The sequence below is a fragment of the Petrachloros mirabilis genome, assembly GCF_975968855.1.
In genome coordinates this window covers 1-25,321 of sequence record NZ_CDLUDY010000254.1, presented here as the reverse complement: position 1 = coordinate 25,321, position 25,321 = coordinate 1, and the positions used below count along the sequence as shown (strand labels likewise).

General features: G+C 56.1%; 21 protein-coding genes. 14 read left to right on the top strand and 7 right to left on the bottom strand.

Features of this window, described 5'->3' with window-relative positions:
- The coding region (locus tag ACWVCN_RS10795; RefSeq protein WP_455245690.1) for a hypothetical protein at nt 1-199 on the top strand (199 nt) is incomplete at its 5' end.
- The gene (gene lipA / locus ACWVCN_RS10790; RefSeq protein WP_455245689.1) at nt 196-1,098 is read left to right on the top strand and encodes a lipoyl synthase; all 903 of its coding nucleotides are present in this window, start codon (nt 196-198) and stop codon (nt 1,096-1,098) included. The genes ACWVCN_RS10795 and lipA, both read left to right, overlap by 4 nt.
- Nucleotides 1,099-1,142: 44 nt before the next feature.
- On the opposite strand, the gene pgm is transcribed toward lipA, so the two are convergent.
- Together pgm and ACWVCN_RS10780 are read right to left on the bottom strand one after the other, a co-directional pair.
- On the bottom strand, nt 1,143-2,798 hold the full coding sequence (pgm, locus tag ACWVCN_RS10785) for a phosphoglucomutase (alpha-D-glucose-1,6-bisphosphate-dependent) (protein ID WP_455245688.1): 1,656 nt from the start codon (nt 2,796-2,798) through the stop codon (nt 1,143-1,145).
- Nucleotides 2,799-2,853: 55 nt separating this feature from the next.
- Nucleotides 2,854-3,708: an HAD-IIB family hydrolase gene (locus ACWVCN_RS10780; protein ID WP_455245687.1), complete on the bottom strand. Its 855-nt coding sequence runs from the start codon at nt 3,706-3,708 to the stop codon at nt 2,854-2,856.
- 92 nt (nt 3,709-3,800) lie between these two features.
- On the opposite strand from ACWVCN_RS10780, the gene ACWVCN_RS10775 reads away from it, so the two are divergent.
- The 8 genes from ACWVCN_RS10775 (at nt 3,801) to ACWVCN_RS10740 (ending at nt 12,606) form a co-directional block, all read left to right on the top strand.
- Nucleotides 3,801-5,045 (top strand): glycosyl transferase, encoded by a 1,245-nt coding sequence (locus ACWVCN_RS10775; RefSeq protein WP_455245686.1) that lies wholly within the window; start codon nt 3,801-3,803, stop codon nt 5,043-5,045.
- Nucleotides 5,042-6,319, top strand: a complete 1,278-nt coding sequence (locus ACWVCN_RS10770; RefSeq protein WP_455245685.1) for a glycosyltransferase — start codon at nt 5,042-5,044, stop codon at nt 6,317-6,319. Before ACWVCN_RS10775 ends, ACWVCN_RS10770 begins: the two co-directional genes overlap by 4 nt.
- A 54-nt stretch (nt 6,320-6,373) precedes the next feature.
- The gene (locus ACWVCN_RS10765) at nt 6,374-7,081 is read left to right on the top strand and encodes a mechanosensitive ion channel family protein (RefSeq protein ID WP_455245683.1); all 708 of its coding nucleotides are present in this window, start codon (nt 6,374-6,376) and stop codon (nt 7,079-7,081) included.
- 39 nt (nt 7,082-7,120) lie between these two features.
- On the top strand, nt 7,121-8,431 hold the full coding sequence (locus tag ACWVCN_RS10760; protein ID WP_455245682.1) for an ABC transporter substrate-binding protein: 1,311 nt from the start codon (nt 7,121-7,123) through the stop codon (nt 8,429-8,431).
- Between the two features lie 37 nt (nt 8,432-8,468).
- Nucleotides 8,469-9,386: a carbohydrate ABC transporter permease gene (locus ACWVCN_RS10755; RefSeq protein ID WP_455245681.1), complete on the top strand. Its 918-nt coding sequence runs from the start codon at nt 8,469-8,471 to the stop codon at nt 9,384-9,386.
- Entirely contained in the window at nt 9,383-10,210 is an 828-nt protein-coding gene (locus ACWVCN_RS10750; RefSeq protein WP_455245680.1) for a carbohydrate ABC transporter permease, read from the top strand. Before ACWVCN_RS10755 ends, ACWVCN_RS10750 begins: the two co-directional genes overlap by 4 nt.
- The gene (locus tag ACWVCN_RS10745; protein ID WP_455245678.1) at nt 10,210-11,349 is read left to right on the top strand and encodes an ABC transporter ATP-binding protein; all 1,140 of its coding nucleotides are present in this window, start codon (nt 10,210-10,212) and stop codon (nt 11,347-11,349) included. The genes ACWVCN_RS10750 and ACWVCN_RS10745 overlap by 1 nt, the downstream gene beginning before the upstream one ends.
- Nucleotides 11,350-11,571: 222 nt before the next feature.
- Nucleotides 11,572-12,606: a DUF21 domain-containing protein gene (locus ACWVCN_RS10740; RefSeq protein WP_455245677.1), complete on the top strand. Its 1,035-nt coding sequence runs from the start codon at nt 11,572-11,574 to the stop codon at nt 12,604-12,606.
- A gap of 12 nt (nt 12,607-12,618) precedes the next feature.
- Here the strand turns inward: ACWVCN_RS10740 and mgtE are convergent, their stop codons facing one another.
- The 5 genes from mgtE to ACWVCN_RS10715 all read right to left on the bottom strand — a co-directional run bounded on the left by mgtE (nt 12,619) and on the right by ACWVCN_RS10715 (nt 18,799).
- Nucleotides 12,619-13,914 (bottom strand): magnesium transporter, encoded by a 1,296-nt coding sequence (gene mgtE / locus ACWVCN_RS10735; RefSeq protein ID WP_455245676.1) that lies wholly within the window; start codon nt 13,912-13,914, stop codon nt 12,619-12,621.
- Nucleotides 13,889-14,782, bottom strand: coding sequence for a magnesium transporter MgtE N-terminal domain-containing protein (locus tag ACWVCN_RS10730; protein WP_455245674.1), 894 nt, complete (start codon nt 14,780-14,782; stop codon nt 13,889-13,891). The genes mgtE and ACWVCN_RS10730 overlap by 26 nt, the downstream gene beginning before the upstream one ends.
- Before the next feature lie 3 nt (nt 14,783-14,785).
- Complete coding sequence (locus ACWVCN_RS10725) at nt 14,786-15,616, bottom strand: mechanosensitive ion channel family protein (protein ID WP_455245673.1); 831 nt, start codon at nt 15,614-15,616, stop codon at nt 14,786-14,788.
- A 160-nt stretch (nt 15,617-15,776) separates the two neighbouring features.
- A complete protein-coding gene (glgX, locus tag ACWVCN_RS10720) occupies nt 15,777-17,912 on the bottom strand; it encodes a glycogen debranching protein GlgX (RefSeq protein WP_455245672.1) in 2,136 nt (711 codons plus the stop codon).
- The gene (locus ACWVCN_RS10715; RefSeq protein WP_455245671.1) at nt 17,909-18,799 is read right to left on the bottom strand and encodes a mechanosensitive ion channel family protein; all 891 of its coding nucleotides are present in this window, start codon (nt 18,797-18,799) and stop codon (nt 17,909-17,911) included. The genes glgX and ACWVCN_RS10715 overlap by 4 nt, the downstream gene beginning before the upstream one ends.
- Nucleotides 18,800-18,968: 169 nt before the next feature.
- On the opposite strand from ACWVCN_RS10715, the gene treZ reads away from it, so the two are divergent.
- The 4 genes from treZ to malQ all read left to right on the top strand — a co-directional run.
- Nucleotides 18,969-20,837 (top strand): malto-oligosyltrehalose trehalohydrolase, encoded by a 1,869-nt coding sequence (gene treZ, locus ACWVCN_RS10710; RefSeq protein ID WP_455245691.1) that lies wholly within the window; start codon nt 18,969-18,971, stop codon nt 20,835-20,837.
- Between the two features lie 84 nt (nt 20,838-20,921).
- Nucleotides 20,922-22,010 (top strand): putative zinc-binding metallopeptidase, encoded by a 1,089-nt coding sequence (locus ACWVCN_RS10705; protein WP_455245670.1) that lies wholly within the window; start codon nt 20,922-20,924, stop codon nt 22,008-22,010.
- On the top strand, nt 22,007-23,071 hold the full coding sequence (locus ACWVCN_RS10700; protein WP_455245669.1) for a D-alanine--D-alanine ligase family protein: 1,065 nt from the start codon (nt 22,007-22,009) through the stop codon (nt 23,069-23,071). Before ACWVCN_RS10705 ends, ACWVCN_RS10700 begins: the two co-directional genes overlap by 4 nt.
- Nucleotides 23,072-23,271: 200 nt before the next feature.
- The coding region (malQ, locus tag ACWVCN_RS10695) for a 4-alpha-glucanotransferase (RefSeq protein WP_455245668.1) at nt 23,272-25,321 on the top strand (2,050 nt) is incomplete at its 3' end.

The window sequence follows — 25,321 nt, the reverse complement described above, 5'->3', positions numbered from 1 at the left end:
CAATTTGATCGGGTCGTTGCACGCGGCTGGATTTCGGCAACTCAAGACGCAGATGAGCTTCCGAAGCGGCATCTATCTCGGCTCACAAGAATGCTGGGTCGAGTATCCCGATCCGCAACAGGAGGCATTCGATCAACCTGGGCTACTGACAAAGGTAAAGAACTGGCTGCGTCCTCGCCGTCAGGAATCTGATCGATGAGCTTCATACCGATTGAACAAATTCAAACTTCACCGTTGAGTTTGCGCGAAGCTTCCTCCCGCCGGCTTCCATCCTGGTTCAAAGTCGAAGCGAAGACAGGGCCGGACTATTTCGACATCAGGCGGACCATTGAACGGCTCAAACTCCACACGATCTGCGAAGAAGCCCGGTGCCCGAATCGATGGGAATGTTGGAATGCCAGGACGGCCACCTTCTTGATATTGGGAGACATCTGTACCAGGCGCTGCCACTATTGCTCGGTGGAAACCGGAAGGCCGCTGTCGGTCGATCACGAGGAGCCACAACGCGTTGCGGAAGCGGTGTGTGCCCTCAGCCTTCGCCACGCGGTCATCACCTCGGTCAATCGGGATGAGCTGTCGGATGGAGGCGCTGCCATCTTTGCGGAAACCATCAGAGCAATCAGAAGGTTGAATCTGGCCTGCACGATTGAGGTCTTGATTCCGGATTTTGAAGGGAACGAGCAGGCGCTGTCTGCGATTTGCTCCGAGAACCCCGAGATCGTCAATCACAACATTGAAACCGTCCCGAGGCTCTTTCCTGCGCTGAGGCCGCAGGGAAAGTATCAACGTTCAGTTAGCCTGCTTCGTCAAGCTAAAGAACAAGGGATGACCACGAAGTCGGGATTGATCCTCGGGATGGGGGAGACCTCTGATGAAGCGCGCGCAGTGATGCGCGACCTTCGCAAAGTGAATTGCGACATTGTCACGATCGGCCAGTACCTGCAGCCGACAAGAAACCACCTTCCGGTTGCGCGTTACTACGACCCTTCCGAGTTTCAGAAATTAAAGGAGGAGGGGATGGCTATGGGTTTCACCCGCGTCGAATCGGGCCCGCTGGTTCGAAGCTCCTACCGCGCAGGTCATCAGGTCATTCTTTAGGTGGTGGAGAAACATCTACACAGCACTTTCATCGTAACCGAAATTTATGCGTCTAGCCCTTGCGTGAGGACGTTGGAGATTAACCTGCGCGCTTCGTCCTGAATGCGTGCGAGGTGTTCTCGCCCTTTGAAGCTTTCCGCGTACAACTTGTAGACATCCTCAGTTCCGGAGGGTCTTGCGGCGAACCAGCCATGCTCGGTTACGACTTTGAGTCCTCCGATTGCGGCACCGTTGCCTGGAGCTTTGGTGAGCATCGCGATGATCTTGTCGCCGGCAAGTTCGGTCGCTTTGACCTGATGGGGAGAAAGCTTCGAGAGGACGGCTTTCTGCTCCGGTGTCGCCCGTGCATCGATTCGTTCATAGACCGGCTCGCCTAATTCCTTCGTGAGCTCGAGATAATGCTCTGCGGGATCTTTTCCCGTTTTCGCCATCATCTCGGCGGCGAGCAGATCCATAATGATGCCGTCTTTGTCGGTAGACCAGACGGTTCCGTCCCGTCTCAGAAAAGAAGCTCCGGCACTTTCTTCCCCGCCGAATCCCAGGGAGCCGTCAAGCAAGCCGTCGACAAACCATTTGAACCCAACCGGGACTTCGAATAGCTTACGGTTGACTTTTGCCGCCACCCGGTCGATGAGACTGCTGCTTACCAATGTTTTTCCTATCCCGACATCAAGGCTCCACTGGGGGCGATGGGTATAGAGATAGGATATCGCCACAGCGAGATAATGATTGGGGTTCATCAGCCCTGTTGATCGGGTCACTATACCGTGCCGGTCGTTATCGGCATCGTTCCCGAACGCGATGTCATATCGGTCTTTTAGGGCGACAAGATTGGCCATCGCATAGGGGGACGAACAGTCCATGCGAATTTTGCCGTCCCAGTCCAGCGGCATGAATCGAAAGGTTTGATCGATCGCCGGGTTCGCGACCTCGATGTTCAATCCATACCGTTCGGCGAGCGGCCTCCAGTAGGCTACCCCTGAGCCTCCCAAGGGATCGACACCTATTCTCAATTGCGCCGACTTCATGACGTCAAGATCGACGACATTCCACAAGTCATCCACATAGGTTCCGATATAATCATGGCTTCTGGTTGTCGAGGCCTTCCTTGCTTTCTCGTACGGCACTCGCTTGAGCCCTAGCAGGTTGTCTGTGAGCAATGCGTTGGCTCGTTCTTCGATCCATTTCGTTGCAGTGGTATCGGCCGGTCCGCCGTGTGGCGGGTTATATTTGATGCCACCGTCTTCCGGCGGGTTATGCGAGGGAGTGATGACGATGCCGTCCGCAAGTCCTAATGTGCGGCCGCGGTTGTAGGCCAGGATGGCATGGGAGATTACCGGGGTCGGCGTGTACCCTCCGTCCTGATCAATGACCGTTTCAACGCCATTGGCTGCCAGAACTTCTAAGGCTGTACGGAATGCAGGCTGTGAAAGGGCATGGGTGTCCAGCCCGAGATACAATGGACCGTTTGTGCCTTGAGCTGCGCGGTATTCACAGACCGATTGAGTCACGGCCAGGATGTGTGCTTCATTAAATGAGTGCTTGAACGATGAACCACGGTGGCCCGATGTTCCGAAGGAAACTTTTTGCTCGCGGACGCCCGGATCAGGTTTTTTCCCGTAATAGGCCTGCAACAATGCGGACACATCGACCAGAGTTGATTCGGGTGCGACCTTGCCGGCAAGCGGGTGGATTGCCATACAACTCCTCTAGACTTGTCGGCCAACATCTGTCAACTAGAAACATGACCATCAGTTACTTCGATGCCGACGGATCTTCGTTCCCCAAGAGGTCGAGAACGACTTGATTCCATCCAGACGGACCGGGAGCCGGCACGAGGTTCAAACCCGGAAGGGCCACTCGCACATCGTGGAAACCATTCGGGCGTTGCACGAGGAACGGTCGGTCCACTGCAGCAAGCATCGGGAGATCGTTCGGACTATCTCCGATTCCTACGGTCAGGAGACGATGGGCCGATCCGGTATCAATACCGCGTCGGTACCATCCAGACAACAAGCGAACAGCATGCCCTTTATCCTGTGTGCCCATCAGGTGAAAAAATCTCCCTCCTGGCACACAACGCAGACCTTTGGCTTCTATGTCCTCTCTGAGCTGCTCGAGCACGGATGATGAACCGGAAAAAAGGAAAGGCTCGTCGTATTCTCTTTGCTTGGACAGGTGGGCGTCCGCTATTGAGAGTCCTGTGTGTTGCGCCACTTCCTCTGACGTCATGTCGCCGAAGCCTCGCACCTCGCGCCCAAATCTCTGTTGCATTTCTACTAGAACAGAACGAAGTTGTGCGTAGGGGACGCCAAGTTCTACAACGAAATAGTCGCCTCGAGGGATGGCGTCATCGATCGGAAATGGAAAATACGCTTTGGGAATAAAGATGCCTCCACCGTTCTCGACGACGAATGGATCCTTCAACTGCACACGAAAACGGAGAGGCTCCATCTCCGCGCGAGTCTTGCTCGAGACGAGAATCACCGGCACCTGGCGGGATCGAGCGGCATCGAGGGCTTCCAATGCCGCGTCGAACGCGTATGTGTTGCCATCGAGGAGGGTGCCGTCTAAGTCTGTGAAGATGATGAGACGATTGTCTTCTTTCATGACCGTGATGCCGTTTTAACGACCTCGAATATTCATGGTTGCGCTGGGCCCGCGGATGAATAACAATAGCATAGCTCAAGCGCGGAGGGAGTATGTCAGACTTTTTTCAGAATGGCGTCGTGTCCGTGTTGCACAGGCTCGGTGGTGATAACGTTCTCCAGCTCGAGCAGGAATTGGAGCAGTACGGCAAAATCAATCCGATCGCCCTCGTGCTGCCATCACTATATTCAGAACTTGAAAAGCCCGCGCTCAAGGGCATTGTCGAACAGCTCAAATCGGTTCGCTATCTCAACGAAATTGTGATCGCACTTGGCCAGGCTTCGGCCTTGGAATTCCGTCGGGCTAAGGATTACTTCAAGGTTCTTCCGCAGGAAGTGCGTTTGGTATGGGTCGATGGGCCGAGGATTCAGGGGATCCTCAAAAATCTTACGAGCCAGGCGATTGATGTCGGGTTGCCCGGGAAGGGCCAATCCTGCTGGCTTGCCTTCGGGTATGTTCTGGCGCATCAGCGTAGCAATGTGATCGCTCTTCACGACTGCGACATCCTCAGTTACAAGCGGGAGTATTTGGCACGGCTCTGTTACCCGATCGCGAATCCGAATCTCGGCTACGAATTCTGTAAAGGGTACTATGGCCGGGTCACGGATCGCTTGCATGGCCGTGTAACCAGGCTTCTCATGACTCCCTTGATCAGAAGTTTGCAGCAGCTGGTGGGTCCTCAGGCGTTGTTGACATTCCTAGACAGCTTCCGTTATCCACTCGCCGGCGAGTTCGCCATGGTACGGGATCTCGCGTGGATCAATCGTATCCCGGGAGACTGGGGGCTGGAAGTCGGGGTCCTTGCGGAAGTGTATCGGAATTGCGCATTTCGGCGGATCTGTCAGGCTGACATCGCCGACAGCTACGAACATAAGCATCAATCGCTCTCGGCAGGTGATCCTGAAAGAGGCTTGCTGAAAATGACGGTGGACATCACCAAATCCTTGTTCAGAAATCTGGCCAACGAGGGTGTGGTTTTGTCGGATTCGACCCTCAAAACGCTCCTGGCTACCTATCTTCAGGCCGCACAAGAAGCGATTCGTCGGTACGAAGATGATGCGGCTATTAATAGTCTCCGGTTCGACCGGCATGAGGAACGAACTGCAGTGGAGGCGTTTTTGAAAGGTATCCGTATGGCTTCCGATGTGTTCTTGAAGGACCCGCTAGGGGTTCCATTGATTGCGAACTGGAGCAGAGTGGCCGCGGCTGTCCCGAATATTTTTGATCAGATGGTGGAGGCAGTCGAGGAAGACCATGCGTGGAATCCAGCAACGACCGGCAAGAAAGCCGTCTCATGAAACCCACTCCCATTGAACTGGCTCAGGCCACGGAGGAAAAAGTCCGTGACGTCGGCGAAACTGAGATACTAGTCGGCATCCCGAGTTACAACAATGCCGACACTATCGGCCACGTGGTCCATGCCGTCAGCGCCGGCCTGGCGAAGTATTTCCCGGGCCACCGTGCCGTACTGGTCAATTCAGACGGCGGTTCGACGGATGGGACAACCGACGTCGTGGCGCGAACCGACCATGACCATCGCCCGCTTCTCATCAGCGATCGCCAGAGCCCCCTCCACAAGATCATCACGCCTTATCACGGCATTCCGGGCAAAGGGAGTGCCTTTCGAACCATCTTTGAGATCGCCCGCCGGACAAAGGCCAAAGCCTGCGTCGTCGTGGATTCCGACCTCAGGAGCATCACTCCGGAATGGATCGAGCTGCTCGTCCGCCCGGTATTAGAAGAGGGGTATGATTACGTCGCCCCGTATTATCTCCGGCACAAGTATGACGGCACGATTACCAACAGCATTGTCTATCCGCTAACCAGGACCCTGTACGGCGAACGGATCAGACAACCCATCGGCGGGGACTTCGGATTTGCCGGCCGACTGGCGGAACATTACCTGGACCAGCATGTGTGGGAATCTGAAGTCGCTAAATTCGGCATCGACATTTGGATGACGACGGAGGCCGTAGCCAGCGGCGCCCGTGTCTGCCAGAGTTTTCTCGGTGCAAAAATTCACAATCCCAAAGACCCTGCCGCAGACCTCTCTTCCATGCTGGTGCAGGTCGTCGGAGCGGTCTTTGCTTTGATGGAAGAACATGAAACGGTCTGGCGGGAGCGCACGGGATCGAATATCGTCAAGCTGTTCGGGTTTCAATACGAAGTCGGCGTGGAGCCGGTGAATGTGAACGTGGAACGCATGATCGCGAGTTTTCGGCAGGGCTTGTCCGACCTGGAACCGATCTGGAGCCAGATCCTGACTCCTGTTGTCATGCAGGACCTGCTTGCCCTCAAAGCCGTTTCTGATAGAGATTTTCGTATTCCCGACGAATTGTGGGCCAAGATCGTCTATGACGCTGCGGCTTCATACCATGCGCGTGTGATGCCAAGAGATCATCTGCTGAAAGCCCTTACTCCGCTTTATCTTGGACGAACCGCGACATTTGTACTGGAAACGCAGGGGTTGACCTCCGCCGAAGCGGAAGGGCGTATCGAATCACTCTGTCGCGCGTATGAACAATTGAAACCGTATCTGCTTGATCAATGGAAACAGAGAGCTTCAAGCTGAAAAAGGCCGTGATGAAACTATCGTGGAACACGCACCATAACAAGGGAGCCGACCATGGACAACTTTGTTGAGACGGCATTGCTGGGACCGTTACAGGAGCTGGCCCGCCAAGTACTTGCGGTGCTCCCGAATGTCCTCGCAATGGTGATCATCATCTCGGTCGGTCTGTTCGCGGCTTGGAGTGTCGGGCACACCGTTGAACGGTTGTTGCGTGTCTTGAAGTTGGATGAGTTAGGCAACAGTTTAGGGGTCAATTCCGCACTTGCGCGAGGCGGTGTCAAAGCCGATCCCTCTCGCCTGGTAGGGCGGGCTGCGTACTGGATTGTGTTAACTTTCGCCTTTGTCGCGGGACTCGGCGCGCTCAACTTGCAACCCATCAACCAGTTCGCGCAATCGTTTCTTGGTTACATTCCGCATCTTCTGACTGCCTCGATTATCCTGGCAGCAGGATACCTCCTGTCCAATTTCGTTTCCCAGGCGGTGTTGATCGCTGCCGTGAATGCCGGCCTGCCGCCTGCCCGTATGTTGGCTGCCGTCTCACGTTGGGGAGTGCAACTTGTTGCTGTCGCGATGGCATTGGAGCAGCTCGGAATCGCAGAGAACATCGTTGTCGTCGGATTTGCGATCACGCTAGGGGGCGTCGTCCTTGCTGCCGCGATTGCCTTTGGACTCGGAGCCAAGGATCTCGCCAAAGATTACATGGAGCGGAGATTCTCCCACCGGCAAGGAAGCGAGGCGCCGGACGACTTGTCCCATATGTAGTCGCGTTTGCCTGGCTGTCCAATATTATTAAGGGAGGGCATGGGCCTATCTTTTATCCGTCCAGTGACTGTCGCTCGCTTTTGGGGGCGGCTTCTTTGCGCCTCGGTCTGCGTGCTCGCCGGATGTTCCTCATCGCAAGATTCTTCATCGTCGGGTCAGGACATTGAGATCGTTTTCAAGCACGGGAAGGTCGCCGGCGATCCCCAGGTCATGGCCGGCCTCCTTCGCGACTTCGAAGCCGGTCATCCTGGCCTGCGGGTCCGGGAAGAGATCCTGCCTAGCTCATCCGACCAGCAACATCAGTTTTATGCCATTACGTTGGAGGGCCGGCAGGCCCCTTTCGACGTCATCGCCGTCGACACGATTTGGGTGCAGGAATTCGCGAAGGCCGGCTGGATCAGGCCGTTGCAATCGCTCCTGTCGCCGGAAGCACGCGCCCGGTACTTTCCCGGTCCTATCCGAGCGGCCACGCTCAAGGATCAACTGTACGCGATTCCCTGGTACATCGATGCCGGCGTGCTGTATTACCGAAAAGATCTCCTCGATCGGTACGGATATGCGCCGCCCAAGACCTGGCAGGATCTCGTCGCAGCGGCGCGAGCGATCTTGGATGCAGAAGGTGATCCGAAACTGGCCGGTTTTATCTGGCAGGGAAAACAATACGAAGGGCTCGTCTGCGTCACATTGGAATTTCTCAGAAGTCGCGGCGCCGACCTGTGGGAGGGCGACGAAGTCGAAGCGGCAGAGGCGCTGCAGTTCATGCGGGACCTGATCGTGAAACATCGTGTGACGCCGGCGCCTGTTGCGACAGCGGACGAAGAGGGGACCAGGCATCTCTTCGGCTCCGGGCGCGCGGTATTCCTCCGCAACTGGCCCTATGCCTGGACTCTCTTTCAGCAGGAACGATCAGTCGTGAAAGGGAAGGTCGGGATCGCACCTCTTCCGGCGTTTCCCGGTCGATCGGGAGTACCGACACTGGGCGGATGGGCTCTGGCTATCCCGAGCAGAGCTTCCCATCCCAAGGCTGCCGAGGAACTCATCCGGTATCTGGCATCCCCACCTGTTCAACTTACCATGGCGCTCAAGGTCGGGTACAAGCCCGTCCATCGGGACCTGTACAGCGACAAGCGGCTCCTTGACGTTCAACCCTGGATGGAGCAACTACTGCCGACGTTTCTTGCGGCGGAACCGCGCCCTGTCACGCCGTACTACTTGATGTTCTCGCAAGTGCTGCAACCTGAATTGAGCGCGGTCGTTGTCGGCACGAAGTCGCCCCTGGATGCCGTCCGAGCAATCAGAAAACAGACGACGCTCATCCTGGGACGGCATATGGAGGAAGGGGTTTCATGACCGGGAAGCATGGAGTCGTGGCGTCACGATACCAATCATGAATCGCCTTCCGGTAGTGGTTCGCCTGGCGGAATCGACGTGGGGTTATCTTTTCGCCGGTCCGTCGTTGTTGTTGATCGGCCTGTTGGCCCTCCTGCCTATTCTCGGAGCGCTCTGGTTGAGTCTTCATCAGCGCTTGCCGATTTTTGCAATCGATGAATATGTCGGCATACTGAATTACACGAGACTTTGGAGCGACGACCGATTTTGGGCCGCCTTGGGGACGACACTCTATTTTACAAGTCTCTCCGTTGCACTCGAACTCTGCATCGGTTTTGTTCTTGCCCTAGTGCTCTGGCATTTCGCGGGACGTTCTTCAGGAACGCCTCGCTGGATACAAGTCGCCATTGTGCTGCCATGGGCCGTGCCGACGGTCGTGTCCGCCCAGATGTGGGGATGGCTCTATCATCCTGAGTACGGCTTGCTGAATTATCTCCTGGTTTCGGTCGGTCTCATATCCGATCCTATAGACTGGCTTGCCGACCCCTCCTGGGCCATTCATGCCGCCATCATCATGGACGTTTGGAAAACCGCCCCCTTTGCCGCCTTGCTGCTCTTCGCCGGGATGAATGCCATTCCTTCGGATCTGTATCAGGCGGCACGTGTTGACGGGGCTGGAGTGTTGGCGCAATTTCGGCTCATTACGCTGCCGCTGTTGCTGCCTATAATCCTCATTGTCTTGATTTTCAGGACGATGGACGCCGTGCGCGTTTTCGATGCCGTGTTCGTGTTAACGGGCGGGGGGCCCGGAGGCACCACGGAAACATTGTCGATTTACGCCTATCGAATGCTCTTCCAGACGCTTCAATTCGGCTATGGTTCGACCTTGGCCACAGCCATGTTTCTCCTCGTCGCCGCATTGACGGCTGTGTATCTTTTGTTGCTTCGACGACACCTCGCGGGGGCTGTCCAATGACCGCGAGCCGCCGACAGGGGGTGTTGCTTGCGGTTGTGTTCGTCTTTACGTTTGGGTTCTGCCTGGGGCCTCTTGTCTGGCAAGCGATCACGTCGATCAAACCGGAAGAGGATCTCGTGCGGCTGCCACCGCTCCTCCCCATCGATCCAACGTTGGGCCACTTCGGAGCCGTACTCGGTGATCCTGCGATGACACGCTCCCTGTTCAACAGTCTCATCGTGGCGGCCGGGTCGACGATTCTAGCGATCGTTCTCGGAAGCGGCTGCGCGTTCGCCCTCTCGCGGCTGCCAATCGCTGGTAAACCCGTGATCCTGGGCTTGGTGTTGTCCATCACCATGTTCCCGCCCATTGCGGTCATCAGTCCGCTCTATCTCATCGTCAGGACTTTGGGACTGAGAGATACATTGACGGCACTCATTTTGACCCATGCAGCCTATGCCCTGCCGTTGGCCATCTGGATTCTCACGAGTTTCGTGCGACAAATTCCACCCGCACTGTATCAAGCCGCCAGAATCGATGGTTGCAGCCCCCTGCGGGCGTTCGTGTCGGTGATTGTGCCGTTGGCTCGACCTGGAATCGCCGTTGCGGCGCTGCTCGTGTTCATATTCTCGTGGAATGAATTTATGTTTGCCCTGACGTTGACGGCCAGTGAGGTGTCGCGAACGGCTCCGGTGGCCCTTGCGCTGTTTCCCGGCTTGCATGAAATTCCCTGGGGCGATATCGCCGCCGCTTCTCTCATCGTAACGGCACCTGTCGGCGCACTGGCCATCATATTTCAACGCCATATTGTCGCCGGTTTGACGGCAGGAAGTGTCAAAGGCTGATGGCCGAAGTCAGACTTGAACAGATCGGAAAACGGTTCGGAGAACACGATGTGCTCTCGAGCCTCGAATTGACGATCCGTGACGGGGAATTCTTCACGATCGTCGGCCCGTCGGGATGCGGAAAATCCACGCTCTTGAACATTTTGGCAGGTCTTGAGATGCCCACGGCCGGACGTATCCGCTTCGACGGTGAAGATGTGACCCATCAAGAGCCTCGCGAGCGGGATGTCGCTCTTGTGTTCCAAAGCTACGCTCTCTATCCGCACATGACAGTACGGGACAACCTGTCTTTCCCGCTGCGCGTGTCAGCGAGGTCTTCGAAGCGAGACCCGCGGAGCATCCAGGAAGAAGTGAACAAGGTGGCTGGTATGTTGGGCTTGGAGTCTTTACTGGATCGTTGGCCCCGGCAGCTTTCCGGAGGACAGCGTCAACGGGTGGCTTTGGGGCGTGCGCTCATCCGCCAGCCGCGCGTCTTTCTGCTCGACGAACCGCTCTCGAATCTGGATGCCCAGCTACGGTCGGTCATGAGGGCGGAATTACGCCGTCTCCACGATCAGTTGGGCACGACGATGATCTATGTCACGCACGATCAAACCGAAGCCATGACGCTGGCAGATCGCGTGGCTGTTCTCGACCGGGGCCGAATTCAGCAGATCGGTGCGCCGCGCGAGTTATACGATCGGCCAAATACGTTGTTTGTCGCCGGCTTCATCGGCTATCCACAGATCAACGTGCTTGATGCAGTCATGGCAGGTGGTCATGTCCGAAGTGGAACAATTGACGTGCCTCTTGCGAGGACCGGGGCGCAAATTCCTGTTGACGAAGGGGCCCGTGTCAAAATCGGCATCCGCCCTGAACAACTCAGTGTTACGGACAAGCCGGCAGGCGGCGCCTTGCCGCATGCCAGTGGAACACGGATAGAAGGAACTTTACGGCTGATCGAGCATACCGGCAGCCAGGCGTGGGCGACGATGGAAGTTGGCAGCGGGAAGGAAGTCACCCTTCTGGTGGGCCATGCTCCTCCGGATCTTTCGAGCAAACCGGGTGAGCCGGTAGCGGGCATCATTACCAACGGGCCACTTCATCTCTTTGATCCGGAAAGCGGCCGCGCTCTGGCACGTCATGAATTGTCGCGATGAGTGCAACCGGTGTATCGGTCTTCTGTCTGATTGCAGCCGGAGAAGCCGATGTTCAGAGGTTGTCTAAGGCCGTGCACGTCTTTTTGGCTTAATTGAACGCCATGTCTGAGATGATGGGTGAAGTGACAGTTTCCGATCGGTTCAGTCCTTCAAGCTGTGAATCGCGTATTGACACCGCGGATTATCATAGCAAAGTGAGGGGCGAGGCAGGGAAAGAAAACAATGGACTATTCGGTACTGACCTGGATAGGTATCGCACTCTGCATTAGCCAATCGGCGCTATTTTCCGGGTTGAACCTTGCCGTGTTTAGTTTGGGACGTCTGCGCCTCGAAGCGGAATCGGCGAGCGGCAACTATGATGCCCGAACGGTCTTGGCCTTGCGCGACCGGCCGAACGAAATTCTTTCGACGATTCTATGGGGCAACGTCGGTATCAACGTGCTTCTGACCTTGCTCTCGAATTCCGTCATGGCAGGTGTCAGCGCCTTCCTTTTTTCGACGTTCCTCATTACGATCATGGGAGAAATCGTCCCGCAGGCGTACTTTTCTCGCCACGCGGTCAAGATGGCGTCTCGTTTTGCCCCCATCCTCTGGATGTATCGGGGCCTCTTATATCCTATCGTAAAACCCACATCCTTGATGCTGGATTACTGGCTCGGAAAAGAAACCGTCGCCTATTACCGCGAAGCTGAGATCAAAGAACTCCTGCGGCGTCATATGATGGATGATGCCACGGAAGTCAGCCGTGTCGAAGCGATCGGAGCGCTCAACTTTCTCACGATCGACGATATCCCCATCGAACAGGAAGGCGTGACTGTGGACCCCAACAGTATCCTTTCCGTTCCGATTCTGAACGGGGTGCCACAATTTCCACCGTTTCGAAAATCTTCCGATGATCCCTTTCTGCGGCAAGTGAATGCATCGGATAAGGCGTGGGTTGTCATCACAGACGAGCAGAACGAGCCTCATTACATCATGGACGCCGACGGGTTTCTACGACACGCGTTATTGACGAGCGAGGAGACGAACCCGTTTGTTTACTGTCACCGACCCATCATCGTACGGAATCGTAAGGAACCTCTCGGCCAGGTCGTCGGTCTGCTCAATTTTGACCAGACTTCCTCCGGCGATCATTTAATCGCTGACGACGCTATATTGTTGTGGATCAAACAGCCGCGCCTGATTACAGGGGCCGATCTCTTAGGAAGGCTATTCCGCGGAATCGCTAGACGTGGCCGGGGAGAGGCTGAGGGCTGACACGGAATATGATCAGGCGAGAAAGCTTGAAAAGGCGGTGGCCAATCCGAGAAAGCTGAAGAAGCCGACGATATCCGTGACGGTTGTCAAAATGATCGAGGAAGACTGCGCCGGATCCTGATCCAACGCCTTCAGCGCAATCGGAATCACGGCGCCGGATAATCCGGCGATGCACATGGAAGCCACCATGGAAATGCCGATCACCATAGTTAGGCCGGGCGAGCTGCTCCACCAAAAGACCGCGGCGCAAGTTGTCGCGGAAATCGCGATTCCGTTGAGCATCGCCACGCCGATTTCCTTGCCTGTGACCCGCAACCACTGAGCGGGCCTGATATCTCGGAGTGCCAAGCCGCGCATCACCACCGCCAGGGACTGTGCGCCGGTGTTGCCGGACTGGCCTGCGACGACAGGGAGCAGGACCGCCAGAGCGGTGAATTTGGCGATCACGTCCTCGAACATTCCAACCACAAATGCCGCCAGAAAAGCCGTGAACAGATTGACTTGCAGCCAGCCGAGACGTTTGCGCACGGAAAACAAGATCGGCGAAAGAGCCCGCTCATCACGGCTGGCTCCGACCATCGTTTGGAGGTCGGCCGTCGCCTCTTCTTGACTGGCCTTGACGATGTCTTCGTTCTTGATGATTCCCAGCAGCCGCTCATCGAGATCGACGACGGGAATGGTGACGGAACGGTGCGCGGAAAAGAGGTCCACCAGCTCTTCCCGGTTTTCCAGAGGGTGGATGCGAGGCGTGTCTCGTTTCATCACGGCCTGCAACCGTTCGTCAGGATCGAGGAGCAACAGATCCCGAAGCGAGAGGACGCCGACGAGGTGTCGTTCTCGATCGACCACATATACGTCGTGGAGATCTTTTGGCGCACGCGTTCTCACATCACGGACGGCTTCTTCGACCGTCACGTCTTCAGGGAGGGCATAGGCCCTGGTATCCATCAAGCTCCCAACCGAGTCGGACGGGAATTCCATGAACTGTTTGATCTCCGCCGCCTGCGCGGTCGGCAAACGCTTCAATATTGCGGATTGTCTCGCTGAGTCGACACGGGAGAGAAGGCTTGCGGCATCCCCGGGAGACATGGACAGGAGAGCCTGCCCGCCGGTTTCTTCCGGTAAAAGTGCGAGCGTGTCGGCTGCGACCGATGGGTTCATCGACGACAGGAGTTCCGCAATCGTTCTGGCCGGGCTTGCGCCGATCAAGCGCACGATTTCGTCAACGGCAAACGATTCCAGCAGCTGGCCGGCTTCGTCGGCATGGTCGGCGAAGAACGTTTCATGTAGTCTGTGATGAACTGTCATCGTGGACCTCTTGGGAGTGCGTGTCAGGTTTGATGGTGACGGCGACGCCGGTTTCCGCAACATGCGCCAAGTCAGTCATGATACAGAGACCGATCAAAGCATAGGCTTCCCATATTTGGAGTAGCATGTCCGGCAATGAGTGCGATGTCTGCGAGACGGCGAATTGTTCTTCGATCCGTCTCAGCGTCCGGTACCGAAGCGCCCCGAGAAAATGCCGCTCCCTGTCGACCACTGGGAGGGTGTGATAGAGGCGCCAATTTGGATCTTGAAGCACTTCCCCTTCGAGCGTGTCGGCTGTAATGGACTCGATCTGGTCCCGCATGACCGTGGCTACGACCTCATCCGGATCAGCCACCAACAATTCCTTCATTGTGACCAGGCCGGCGAGGACTCCGTCCCGTTCCACAACATAGTGGTAGTACGTCGCCCGGCTTGATGCGTGTTTGATCCGTTCCAATGCCGCAGAAACCGTGATATCGGGAGGTAATGTCGTGACGCGAGGATCGGCGAGACTTGCTGCAGTCCCGTCCGGATACGTAAGGCTCATTCGCAACCCGGGACCGACGGTAGCCTCAAGTCGTGAGAAGAATTCACCTTGGACGTCCGGGTCGAATTGGCGCATGACGTCGATGGCGGAGGCGGTCGAGAGCGATGCGACTACCGAAGCGGCCTGGTCCCGCGGCAACAGCAATAGGACTTCCCCCGCCATATCTGCAGTGGCATATTCGAGAACCGATGCGACATCCTCCGGCGGTAGCGGACGCATCACCTCTGCGACCTCGGGCCCCGGCCATGTTTCCAGGCGTTTGACCACTTCGAGGGGATAGGATTTCAAGTACTCCTGGGTCAACCGAATTTCTGCGTCCATTGATTATCCGGCCTTTTCGATGACGGCTTTTGCGTCCTGAAAGTGGGAGGCCGGAATGACGACGCGACCATCCGGCGTATCGACGACAAGTGCCGTGGGCGTCACGGCGACGATCTGACCGTGGACCCCGTCCATGCGAATGGTCTGGCCGACCCGCAAGAGCTGCTGCAAGTAGTGGGCTGCGATCAGGTTGGCGACGGCCCCTCGGGCGCCCAGTCCGAACGAGAGGGCCGCACCAGCGATAAGTCCCCCGAAGCCGATCATGATCGTGCTGTTCAATAACGTCGTGTCGATTCCCAATTCGTTGATGGCTGTTACAAACACCACCAGGATTGCGGCGACGTAAAATGTTTGAGCGACGATCGTTCCCTGCGGCACGCCTGCGGATAAGCAGGCCAGACCGATCAAATCTTTGAGATAGTTCGCGGCAAGCAATCCCAAGACGATGATCAAGACGGCCACGCCGATCTTTGGAATATAGAAGACGAGGTCCGTCAATGCTGCAGACACAGTTTCGAGCCCGAGCGTTTCTGTCGCCGAAATGCCGAATAACAAAAAAATCGCCCAAAACACCAGAATACCCATGACATCGGCGCTCGTCTTCTTCGAATTGATGCCGGACAGCAGATTGTGTACCGGTGTCTTCGCAAGCAGGCGGTTGAATCCGACGACTTTGAGTAATGCTGCGGTTCCGGCTCCCACCATCCTGGCCAAAAGGTAACCGGCGAGAATCAACAGCGCCGCGCCGAGGAGTTTCGGAACAAATGCCGCAACGAGCGCAAGGCTTCCTTCCAATGATTCCCGAAACGCTTCAATCCAAGTTTGCGGATTCATGGGGGCTCCTTCCATTGTTCGGCACATGCACAGCAAACCGCCATCACATTGTGACGTTCCTGCTGCCTCTGAGAAAACCTGCTGCAGTGCTCCCTCCGGGCTAGGAGCAAGGGAGCCTGTTCATTTGAAGGTGTGAGTCGCGGGCATGGCGCGTCTATGTTCAGGCCGGCTCACTTAATCGCAAGACCGCGATCGACCGCGCATCCAATTCATACCGCTCACCTCCCTTGAGGACGTAGACGAGCTTTTCCGTGCCCGCCTCTACAGCCGTATCGAACAGCGGCTGCCATTTCACGCCACGTTTGTGGGCGGGGAGGGTGAAGGACAGGGATTCGTAATGGGCGTTCAACAAGATGAGAAGGGTGTCATCAGTGATTGTCCGTCCCTTTTCGTCTTTTTCGGAGATGGCGTCGCCGGCCAATCGAAGTGCCAGGGATTTGGCATAGCCTGCATTCCAGTCACGGTCGGTCATTTCCTTACCGTCAGGTCTGAACCATGAGATATCTTTGACCTCGGAGCCACGGAGATGCCGTCCTTGGAAAAATCCTCTCCGCCTCAAGACCGGATGGCGTTTGCGAAAATCTATGAGGGTTTTCGTGAAGTTGAGCAACCCTTGCTGTGAACGGTCGAATTTCCAATCGAACCAGCTAATCTCGTTGTCCTGGCAGTAGGCGTTGTTGTTGCCCTGTTGTGTGCGGCCTATTTCGTCTCCTCCGCAGAGCATGGGAACACCTTGCGACAGGAACAATAGAGTCAGGAAGTTCCGTTTCTGGCGTTCGCGCAACGAAATGATCTTCGGATCGTCTGTCGGGCCTTCGACGCCGCAGTTCCAGCTGGCATTGTCATCGGTCCCGTCGCGGTTGTCTTCACCATTGGCTTCGTTGTGTTTGTCGCTGTATGAAACCAAATCGTGGAGCGTGAAGCCGTCATGGGCTGTGATGAAATTTATACTCGCGTAGGGACGGCGTCCGCTCATGCTGTAGAGGTCACTGCTTCCGGTCACGCGGTAGCCGAGTTCCGCGACTTGTCCGCCGTCGCCCTTGATATATCGACGGATCGTGTCCCGGTACTTACCGTTCCATTCGGCCCATCCAACGGGGAAATTCCCCACTTGGTATCCGCCCTCACCGACGTCCCATGGCTCGGCGATGAGCTTCACCTGCGAAAGGATCGGGTCCTGGTGCAGGATGTCGAAAAAGGCGCTTAAACGATCGACAGCATGGAGTTCTCGTGCCAGCGCGGAGGCCAAGTCGAACCGAAAACCGTCGACATGCATTTCAATAACCCAGTAGCGCAAACTATCCATGATCAGTTGAAGCGTTCTGGGATGGGTGACGTTCAAGGTGTTTCCGCATCCGGTGTAATCCATGTAGTACCGGGGAGTGCCGTTGGTCAGGCGATAATACGAAGCGTTGTCGACTCCTCGAAAAGACAGCGTCGGGCCGAGATGATTGCCTTCCGCAGTGTGGTTGTACACGACGTCGAGGATGACCTCGATCCCGGCACTGTGTAAGGTCTTGACCATCGTCTTGAATTCCCGGACTGCGCGCCCTCGTATCGGTGAAACGGCGTACCGGATATCCGGCGCAAAAAATCCGATCGTGTTGTATCCCCAGTAATTGGTGAGGCCTCGATCGATCAGGTGCTTGTCGCGGACGAAGTGGTGTATCGGCAGCAGTTCCACAGCGGTCACACCCAAGGCGAGAAGATGATCGATTACGGCCGGAGTCGTCAGGCCCGAGTAGGTTCCGCGCATGTGCTCGGGAACGTCCGGATGCTGTGCGGTCAGTCCCTTGACATGAACTTCGTAGATGACCGTTTTGTCCCACGGTGTTTTGAGTAGGCGATCGCCACCCCAGGTAAAAGCCTGGTCGACGACGACACTTTTGGGGATATTGGACGCGTTGTCCCTCTGGTCGAAAGAGAGATCCTCTTTGGGGTCGCCGATACGATATCCGAACATGGCGTCCGACCACTCGATGGTCCCTGCAATTGACTTGGCGTAGGGATCGATCAACAGTTTGTTGGGGTTGAAGCGGTGGCCCGCCTCCGGGGCATAGGGGCCGTGGACGCGATATCCGTAATGGTGTCCCGGCCAGAGGCCTGGGATATACACATGCCAGACCTGGTCAGTGCGTTCTTCCAGGCGAATGCGGGCCGACTCTCTCGGAGAGTCGGGACCGTCGAATAGACATAATTCCACGGCCGTGGCATTTTCCGAAAAAATGGCGAAATTAACGCCTTCGCCGTCCCACGTGGCGCCTAACGGATAGGGTCGTCCCGGCCAGGTTCTCATATTGATTCCTTCCATGTTCGTTCAGCCGGATATTTCACGACTGTCAGCGCGGGAGAGGCGATTTCGATGTTTTCCGTCGCCAACCGAGACAACACAGCCGATTGCAACCGATGCTTGACCGTTCTCCTGACTCGGGCTTCGACCGCATAGCGAATGCGGCAGGCCACCCAATGCTCAGTGAGGGTAATGTAGGCTTGAGGCCGGACATCCGGAAGGCCGACAAGCGACACGCCGGGCAAATTGTTCATCGCCATTCTTGCAGCCTGTTCCGTTTCAGACGCATAGCCGTTCAATGTATCCAGGATGGCCGCTTGCGCATGTATCCAACTCGGCCCGTACGCAATCGGGATCATGAATTCATCCCAAATGAACGGGGATCCCTGGGTATAGTTGAAACACGGATCTTTAAAGACCGCTGAATTGGTCACCGTCACGATTCGTCCGGTCATCTGGTCGCCGTCGACCCAGTTCCCGATCTCCAATAATGTCGTTCGAATGATGCCAATATCCACTACGTCGCCTGTGACCCCGCCTAATTGGATGCGGTCGCCGACCTGGTACAAACGGGTCCAGATGATCAGGCTCCATCCCGCCATGCTCACGATAACCGGCGAAAGGGCGATAGCCAGACCGGCACCCGTGGCGCCCATGATGAGCAGGAATCCCTGAAGTCGTTGCGCCCATATTCCGGTCACGCTGACAAAAAAGATGGACAGAGCTCCGTAACGAATGACTTTGTTGACTGTGTAACGACGTCGATCGTCTTTGATGCCCTGTCGCGCTCCCCATTCCAATAGACGGACCGCGACATAGAGCACGACGGCCAGGATTGCCGTCGATATCACACGATCATCGAGGTCGGTGAACCACTGAGTCCACGTGGTCATAGGGGCTCATCGGAAATAATTGGCTTGATTCCGTGCTCATGTATAGCCATGTTCGGGTGATTGCGCAAGGACCCGTACGGGAAAAAAATCAGATGAGCTCTTGTGTACGGTATCTCACGCCGCTATTCTCCATGACATGGAATTGAAGAAGGAGAAAGAGGTGGCAGGAATGCAACCATGGCGGATGCAGATAGGGTCTCAGCTTGTGGCGCCGCGGATCGCACGGTTCAGGGTGTGGGCTCCGTTTGCCAAGCAGGTTGCCGTGCACATTCTGGGCCGTGATGAGCGAATCTTCCTGATGGAGCCTCGCGATAGGGGATACTTCGAGGCGACTGTGCCGGACATAGATGCCGGTATGCGCTATCAGTATCGATTGGACGGAGAGAAGAGCAGGCCTGATCCTGCCTCACGGTTTCAGCCTGACGGCGTTCACCAGCCATCAGCCATAGTTGATCCCAATACGTTCACGTGGACAGACCAACGGTGGAAGGGACTTCCCCTGACAGATCTCATCATCTACGAGTTGCACGTTGGAACCTTCACACAAGCGGGAACGTTTGAAGCGATTATTCCACACCTTTCGTATCTCAAGGACGAAGTTGGTATCACGGCCATCGAATTGATGCCGGTCGCCCAGTTCCCCGGTCGGCGCAATTGGGGATACGACGGTGTTTATCCCTTTGCCGTGCAGGCCAGTTACGGCGGTCCGGACGGCATGAAGCGTTTGGTAGATGCCTGCCACCGGGTAGGATTGGCTGTGATTCTGGATGTTGTCTATAACCACCTCGGCCCGGAAGGTAATTATTTTGGCGACTTCGGACCCTATTTTACCGACCGATATCGTACGCCATGGGGATCGGCCCTGAATTATGACGGACCGGGTAGTGATGAAATCCGGCAGTACTTTGTGGACAACGCGCTCTATTGGGTGACGGAGTATCATATTGATGCCCTCCGACTGGATGCGATCCACGGCATTTTTGATTTCAGCGCTCAGCATATTCTTCAGGAGCTGGCCGAAGCGGTACATAAGCAGGCCCGTGCCCTCGAACGAACTATCCTCGTCATCGCGGAAAGTGATCTGAATGACGCGCGCGTCATCTCGCCGGTTGACAGGGGAGGGTACGGACTCGATGGACAATGGAACGACGATTTTCACCATGCCCTTCGCGTTACACTCGCAAACGAACGTAAAGGGTATTATCAGGATTTTCACGGGCTGAGCGATTTAGCGACTGCGGTGCAACGCGGATTTGTGTACCACGGGCAGCATTCGGCATATCGCGGGCGGCGGCATGGCAATTCCGCAGAGCGTTGTTTTCCATCTCAGTTGGTGGTGTTCGCGCAAAATCACGACCAAATCGGGAATCGTGCTGTTGGAGACCGCTTGAGCACCCAACTGCCGTTTGATGCGTTGAAAGCCGCGCGAGCCCTCGTTGTCCTGGCTCCGAATATTCCGCTCTTGTTCATGGGGGAAGAATACAGCGAGACCGCTCCGTTTCAATATTTCATCGAGCATGGCGATCCGGGCTTGATTGAAGCGGTCCGGCAAGGGCGCCGCCGCGAATTCGCCCATTTCGGCTGGCGGGCAGAGGAGATCCCGGATCCTCAGGACCAGGCGACGTTTGAACGGTCGCGGATTCACGTCGGCGAGAGGCACCATCCTATGCAGGAAGCCATGCTCAGATGGACCAAGATTCTCATTGAATTGAGAAAAACGATTCCTTCACTCGGCGCAAACGCGGCCCTGCCAACTCAACACCATGTCTGGATCGATGAGTCGAAGCAGGTCATGTTCCTTCATCGATGGGCTGAGAAGGGACCTTCTGTTCTCCTGGTATGTGGCTTCAATGAAAAACCTCTGGTATGCACATTGACTGAACCGCCTGGGGATTGGGCACTTCGTCTCAGTGCCCAGTTTCCCGAGTACCATCCGGCTGGAGAGTCAGGACTGCCCAAGGAACTGCGGGTCCAAGGCACCGGCGTCCAGGTCCGCATGCCCGCCTACGGGGTTGGAGTGTTCTTGCAGTCAAAATGACGTCGTTTAATTTTCAGGTTCATTCGCGTTAACATGGCGAGGTGCCTGCTCAGGTTCGCAGAGATTTCGTACTGATCGGTGGACATGTTTTGTACGGGCGATCCAACAAACCAAGAGGAGAGCGAACCCGCATCGCCGCCTGAACCCTCGGAACCTCCTCACGACTATCCATGGGCGGATTGGCCGGATGAGCAATTGCTCGAGCTGCGGCTCTGTGATTTTCACCTTTCACTGAAGTCCAGTTCCGTCATCGAGCAGATCCGTGAAGTCGAGCGCGAACTGGCAGCGCAGAACCTCAACTTCAAGCCTCATTTTTGGCTGTCGGAAGAGTGGTTTTCTCCGGATGGCGTACCGGGTGTGGCGGTGCCCTTCTATTTGGCTCACCCACGGCTGGCCAAACTGGAAATGAGCCAGATGCTGGAAGTCGAGGGGGGGACCCCGGAATCCTGCCGGCGTATCCTTCGTCATGAACTTGGTCATGCGATTGAAAATGCCTATCGGCTCCGCCGGTTAAAAAAAAGGCAAGCCGTGTTCGGTCGGTCCACGCAATCCTACCCGAAGTATTACACGCCGCGACCATACAGCAAGAGTTACGTCCAGCATTTGGATATGTGGTATGCGCAGAGTCATCCGGACGAAGACTTTGCCGAGACCTTCGCGGTCTGGCTGACGCCGAATTCACAATGGGAGGAGCGGTACGCTGATTGGCCTGCGCTGAAAAAATTGAAATACATGGACAGCTTGATGAAGAGCCTCGCCGGTGCTCCTCCGCCGATCACGACTAAAGAGCTTGTCGATCCCATTTCCCGAATCAAAAAAACCGTCAGAGAGTACTACGAGCAAAAGCGAAAACGTTTCGGATTGGATCACCCCACGTTCTACGATAGGGATTTGCGCCGTCTCTTTTCCGACCAGCCGGCGTTCAAAACTCATCAGACTGCGGCGAGTTTTATCCAGCGGTTGCGAAACCAGGTTCGGCGGCATGTCGCCAAATGGACGGGAGAATACCAATATACGATCGATCGTCTGCTGGAAGACATGATACGACGTTGCAGGGAACTCGACCTCCATGTGGCCGGGCCCGAGGATCAAGTCAGGATGGAATTTACCGTGTTGTTGACACTACAGACGATGAATTATCTCCATAGTGGACGGCACCGAGTCGCCTTATGAGCAAAAAGCGTCGCGTCATGGTTCTAGTCCACGCGGATTTGGTTCCTCCGGAATCGGCCGAAGGGGTGAATTTACCGGAGGTCGAATGGAAGACGGAATACGACGTCGTTACCGGCTTGCGTCAACTGGGCCATGAGGTTATAGCCGTAGGCGTCCTCGACGATCTGGGCGTGATTCGGCGAGTCGTCGAGGATTGGAAACCGCATATCGCCTTCAATCTCCTCGAGGAATTCAGTGGAGTTGCTACCTATGATCAAAACGTGGTGTCGTATCTTGAACTGTTGGGTGTCCCATACACCGGTTGCAACCCCCGAGGATTGATGCTGGCGCGGGACAAGGCCCTCGCTAAGAAAATACTCCATTATCATCGCATTCCGATTCCGGAATTCATCACTGTGCCGGTCGGGCGATCTGTGAAACGGCCGAAGGGCTTCGATTTTCCGCTGTTCGTGAAATCGATCTCGGAAGAAGCCTCATTGGGTATTTCGCAAGCTTCGATAGTGGAAGATGATGGAAAATTGCTGGAACGGGTGAATTTCGTTCACCAAAGCGTAGGAACCGGTGCGCTGATCGAACGGTACATCGAAGGGCGGGAATTGTATGTCGGCGCCCTGGGAAACCGGCGCGTCGACGTGTTTCCCGTCTGGGAATTGGATTTGAGCAATATGCCGGAAGACGGAAAACGGATCGCTACCGCCCGCGTCAAGTGGAGCCGGAAGTATCAGCAGAAATACGGCATCAGCTCCGGTGAGGCAGATGGCTTGCCGGAGGGTCTTGCCGACAAAGCGCAGGAAATCGCCCGTCTGGTTTATCAAGCCCTTGGATTGAGCGGCTATGCCCGAATCGATTTTCGTCTCGACCAAGAGGGCCGGCTCTACGTTCTGGAAGCCAACCCGAATCCTCAAATCGCGCAGGACGAAGATTTCGCCGATTCGGCGGAATGTGCGGGCTTGTCATATCATGCGCTCCTCCAGCGTATCCTCGACCTCGGCTTGCGTTGGCATCCGCCTGCCGCGCAATCCGATCGTTCGTCTTCGAAACCGAAAACGGTGTCGCAGTGACCACGGGGTTACGGCATACCGATAACAATCGCGCAAGTCCGATTTGCTGACCACCCGAGAGTTCGAAATCCCTACGAAATTGTGATTGGCCTCTGTCGTAAGCTGTGGCTGCGTGCTACGTGTGAACAGAGACTGCGACCGGAAATTTCGTAGAGGACAAGTTCATTTAGGACAAGACCTTTAATGTGCCGTCAGGGGAGGTGAGATTGAGGGGTGAAGACCGGAGGACCCGGGCTGGGCGTAACGGACCGCTGCGTCGGTTAGCGGCGTTTCACGGTGTCGCAACTTCGTATGTGGACGAAAGCGGGGTGCGCCGACAGGTGAGCGACCGGAGTCTTCGCGAGGTTCTTGCTGTAATGGGTGTCCCGGCGAATTCGTCCGTTCAAGTTGCCGCGAGCTTTCGGGACGCCCGTTCCGCTCGGTGGCAATCGATACTTGATCCGGTGGTCGTCGTGCGCACGGATCGCTTGCCTCGATCCTTCCTTCTCCGTCTGCCCTTGCATCGGAACGTGCTGCATCATCTTCATCTCGACTGGGTCGTGAAGAAAGAAAGGGGCGGAACAATATCAGGACAACAATCCGGAATACATGTGACGGTTCTCAAACAAGTTGTTGTAGACGGGACGCATTATGTCGAATGCGCCGTGCCTTTTCCCCGCCGACTTCCCTTTGGTTACCACAAACTTTCCATAAAGGCATATGGAGGGGGGCATATCTATCAGGACACGATGGTGCTGATCGTCGTTCCCGTCGATACATTTCTCCATCCGTGCGTGCGAGGAAGAAACCGAACATGGGGCGTTACGTTACAATTATACGGCGTCCGCAGCAGAAAGAATTGGGGCATCGGTGATTTCAGAGACCTTCGAGGCCTGATCCAGTGGGTTGGAAGGGAACTTGGCGCGGATCTGCTCGGCGTCAATCCCCTTCACGCGCTTCCCCCAGGCGGTGTCAGTCCATACTCGCCATCGAGCAGGCTTTTTCACCATGCTCTGTACCTGGATCTTGAGGGTGTCCCAGAATTTTTGGAATCGAAATCGCTGCAATTAAAAGTGAAATCTTCGCGGTTTCAGGCTCGGCTCGCGGCGTTGCGCCGAAATCCGACGGTTCGCTACCGGACCGTCGAGCGGATCAAGTGGCAAATTCTGGAAGAACTGTTCAGGATTTTTCAACGGCGCCACCTGGCGCGTCATTCATCAAGAGCCGAATCGTTCCGTCGCTTTGTCAAGCGGGAAGGCGTTGCCCTCGAGCGGTTCGCGCTGTTCCGGACGCTGGAAGAGCGAATGGCCCGTCGGGGGAAACTGGCAGATGTGTCTCGGCAGGGATGGCGCGCTTGGCCGAAGGCCTACCAACACCCGGATTCACCTGCCGTTCGAGATGTGGCTCGACGGTCCTGCAGCCGACTGCAGTTCTTCCAATACGTGGAATGGGAATGTCGCCGGCAGCTTCGCACGGTTCAGCTGGCAGCAAAACGTGCAGGAATGGCCATAGGACTCTACAAGGACATGGCGGTCGGTATCGATCCGGAGGGAGCCGATGCCTGGGCATTTCAAGGCCAGCTCGTTGCGAAGGCGTCGATCGGGACGCCGCCGGAATTGTTTTCTCCCAGCGGGCAAAGATGGAATCTGGCGCCGTTCCACCCCGAACTGATTCGGTCGGACGGATATCGTTTGTTCGCGGATTGTTATCGACGCTCCATGCAACATGCCGGAATCATCCGAATCGATCATGCGATGGGACTGTTCCGTCTCTTCTGGATTCCAGAAGGGCTGGATCCGTCTCAAGGTACGTATGTGAGGTATCCGGCTGATGATTTTCTCGGTATTCTCGGGCTCGAAAGCCATCGTCAGCACGTCATGGTCATCGGCGAGGATTTGGGTACCGTGACGCCCGCGATACGTCATCGGCTCATGGAAGGGGGGTTGCTCTCATATCGGCTCCTTTTGTTTGAACAATCGGCCAAGGGGGCGTTTGCAAAACCGTCCCGTTTCCCGCGCCACGCCGCCGCTGCGGTGGCCACGCACGACTTGCCGACGTTGAAAGGATTTTGGATCGGGAGAGACATTGAGTTGAAGGCCCGTATTGGGCTATACAAGAAAGCAGCGTGGCGTAGGCGTGACCAGGACATCCGTGCCAGGGACAAGCAGGCGCTCCTGGATGCGTTAGCGAAGGAGAGGCTTCTTCCGAACGGTTGTCCGGCAAGGGCTGAGGCCGTCCCTGACCCGCCTGATGACCTGTGTCGATCTATCT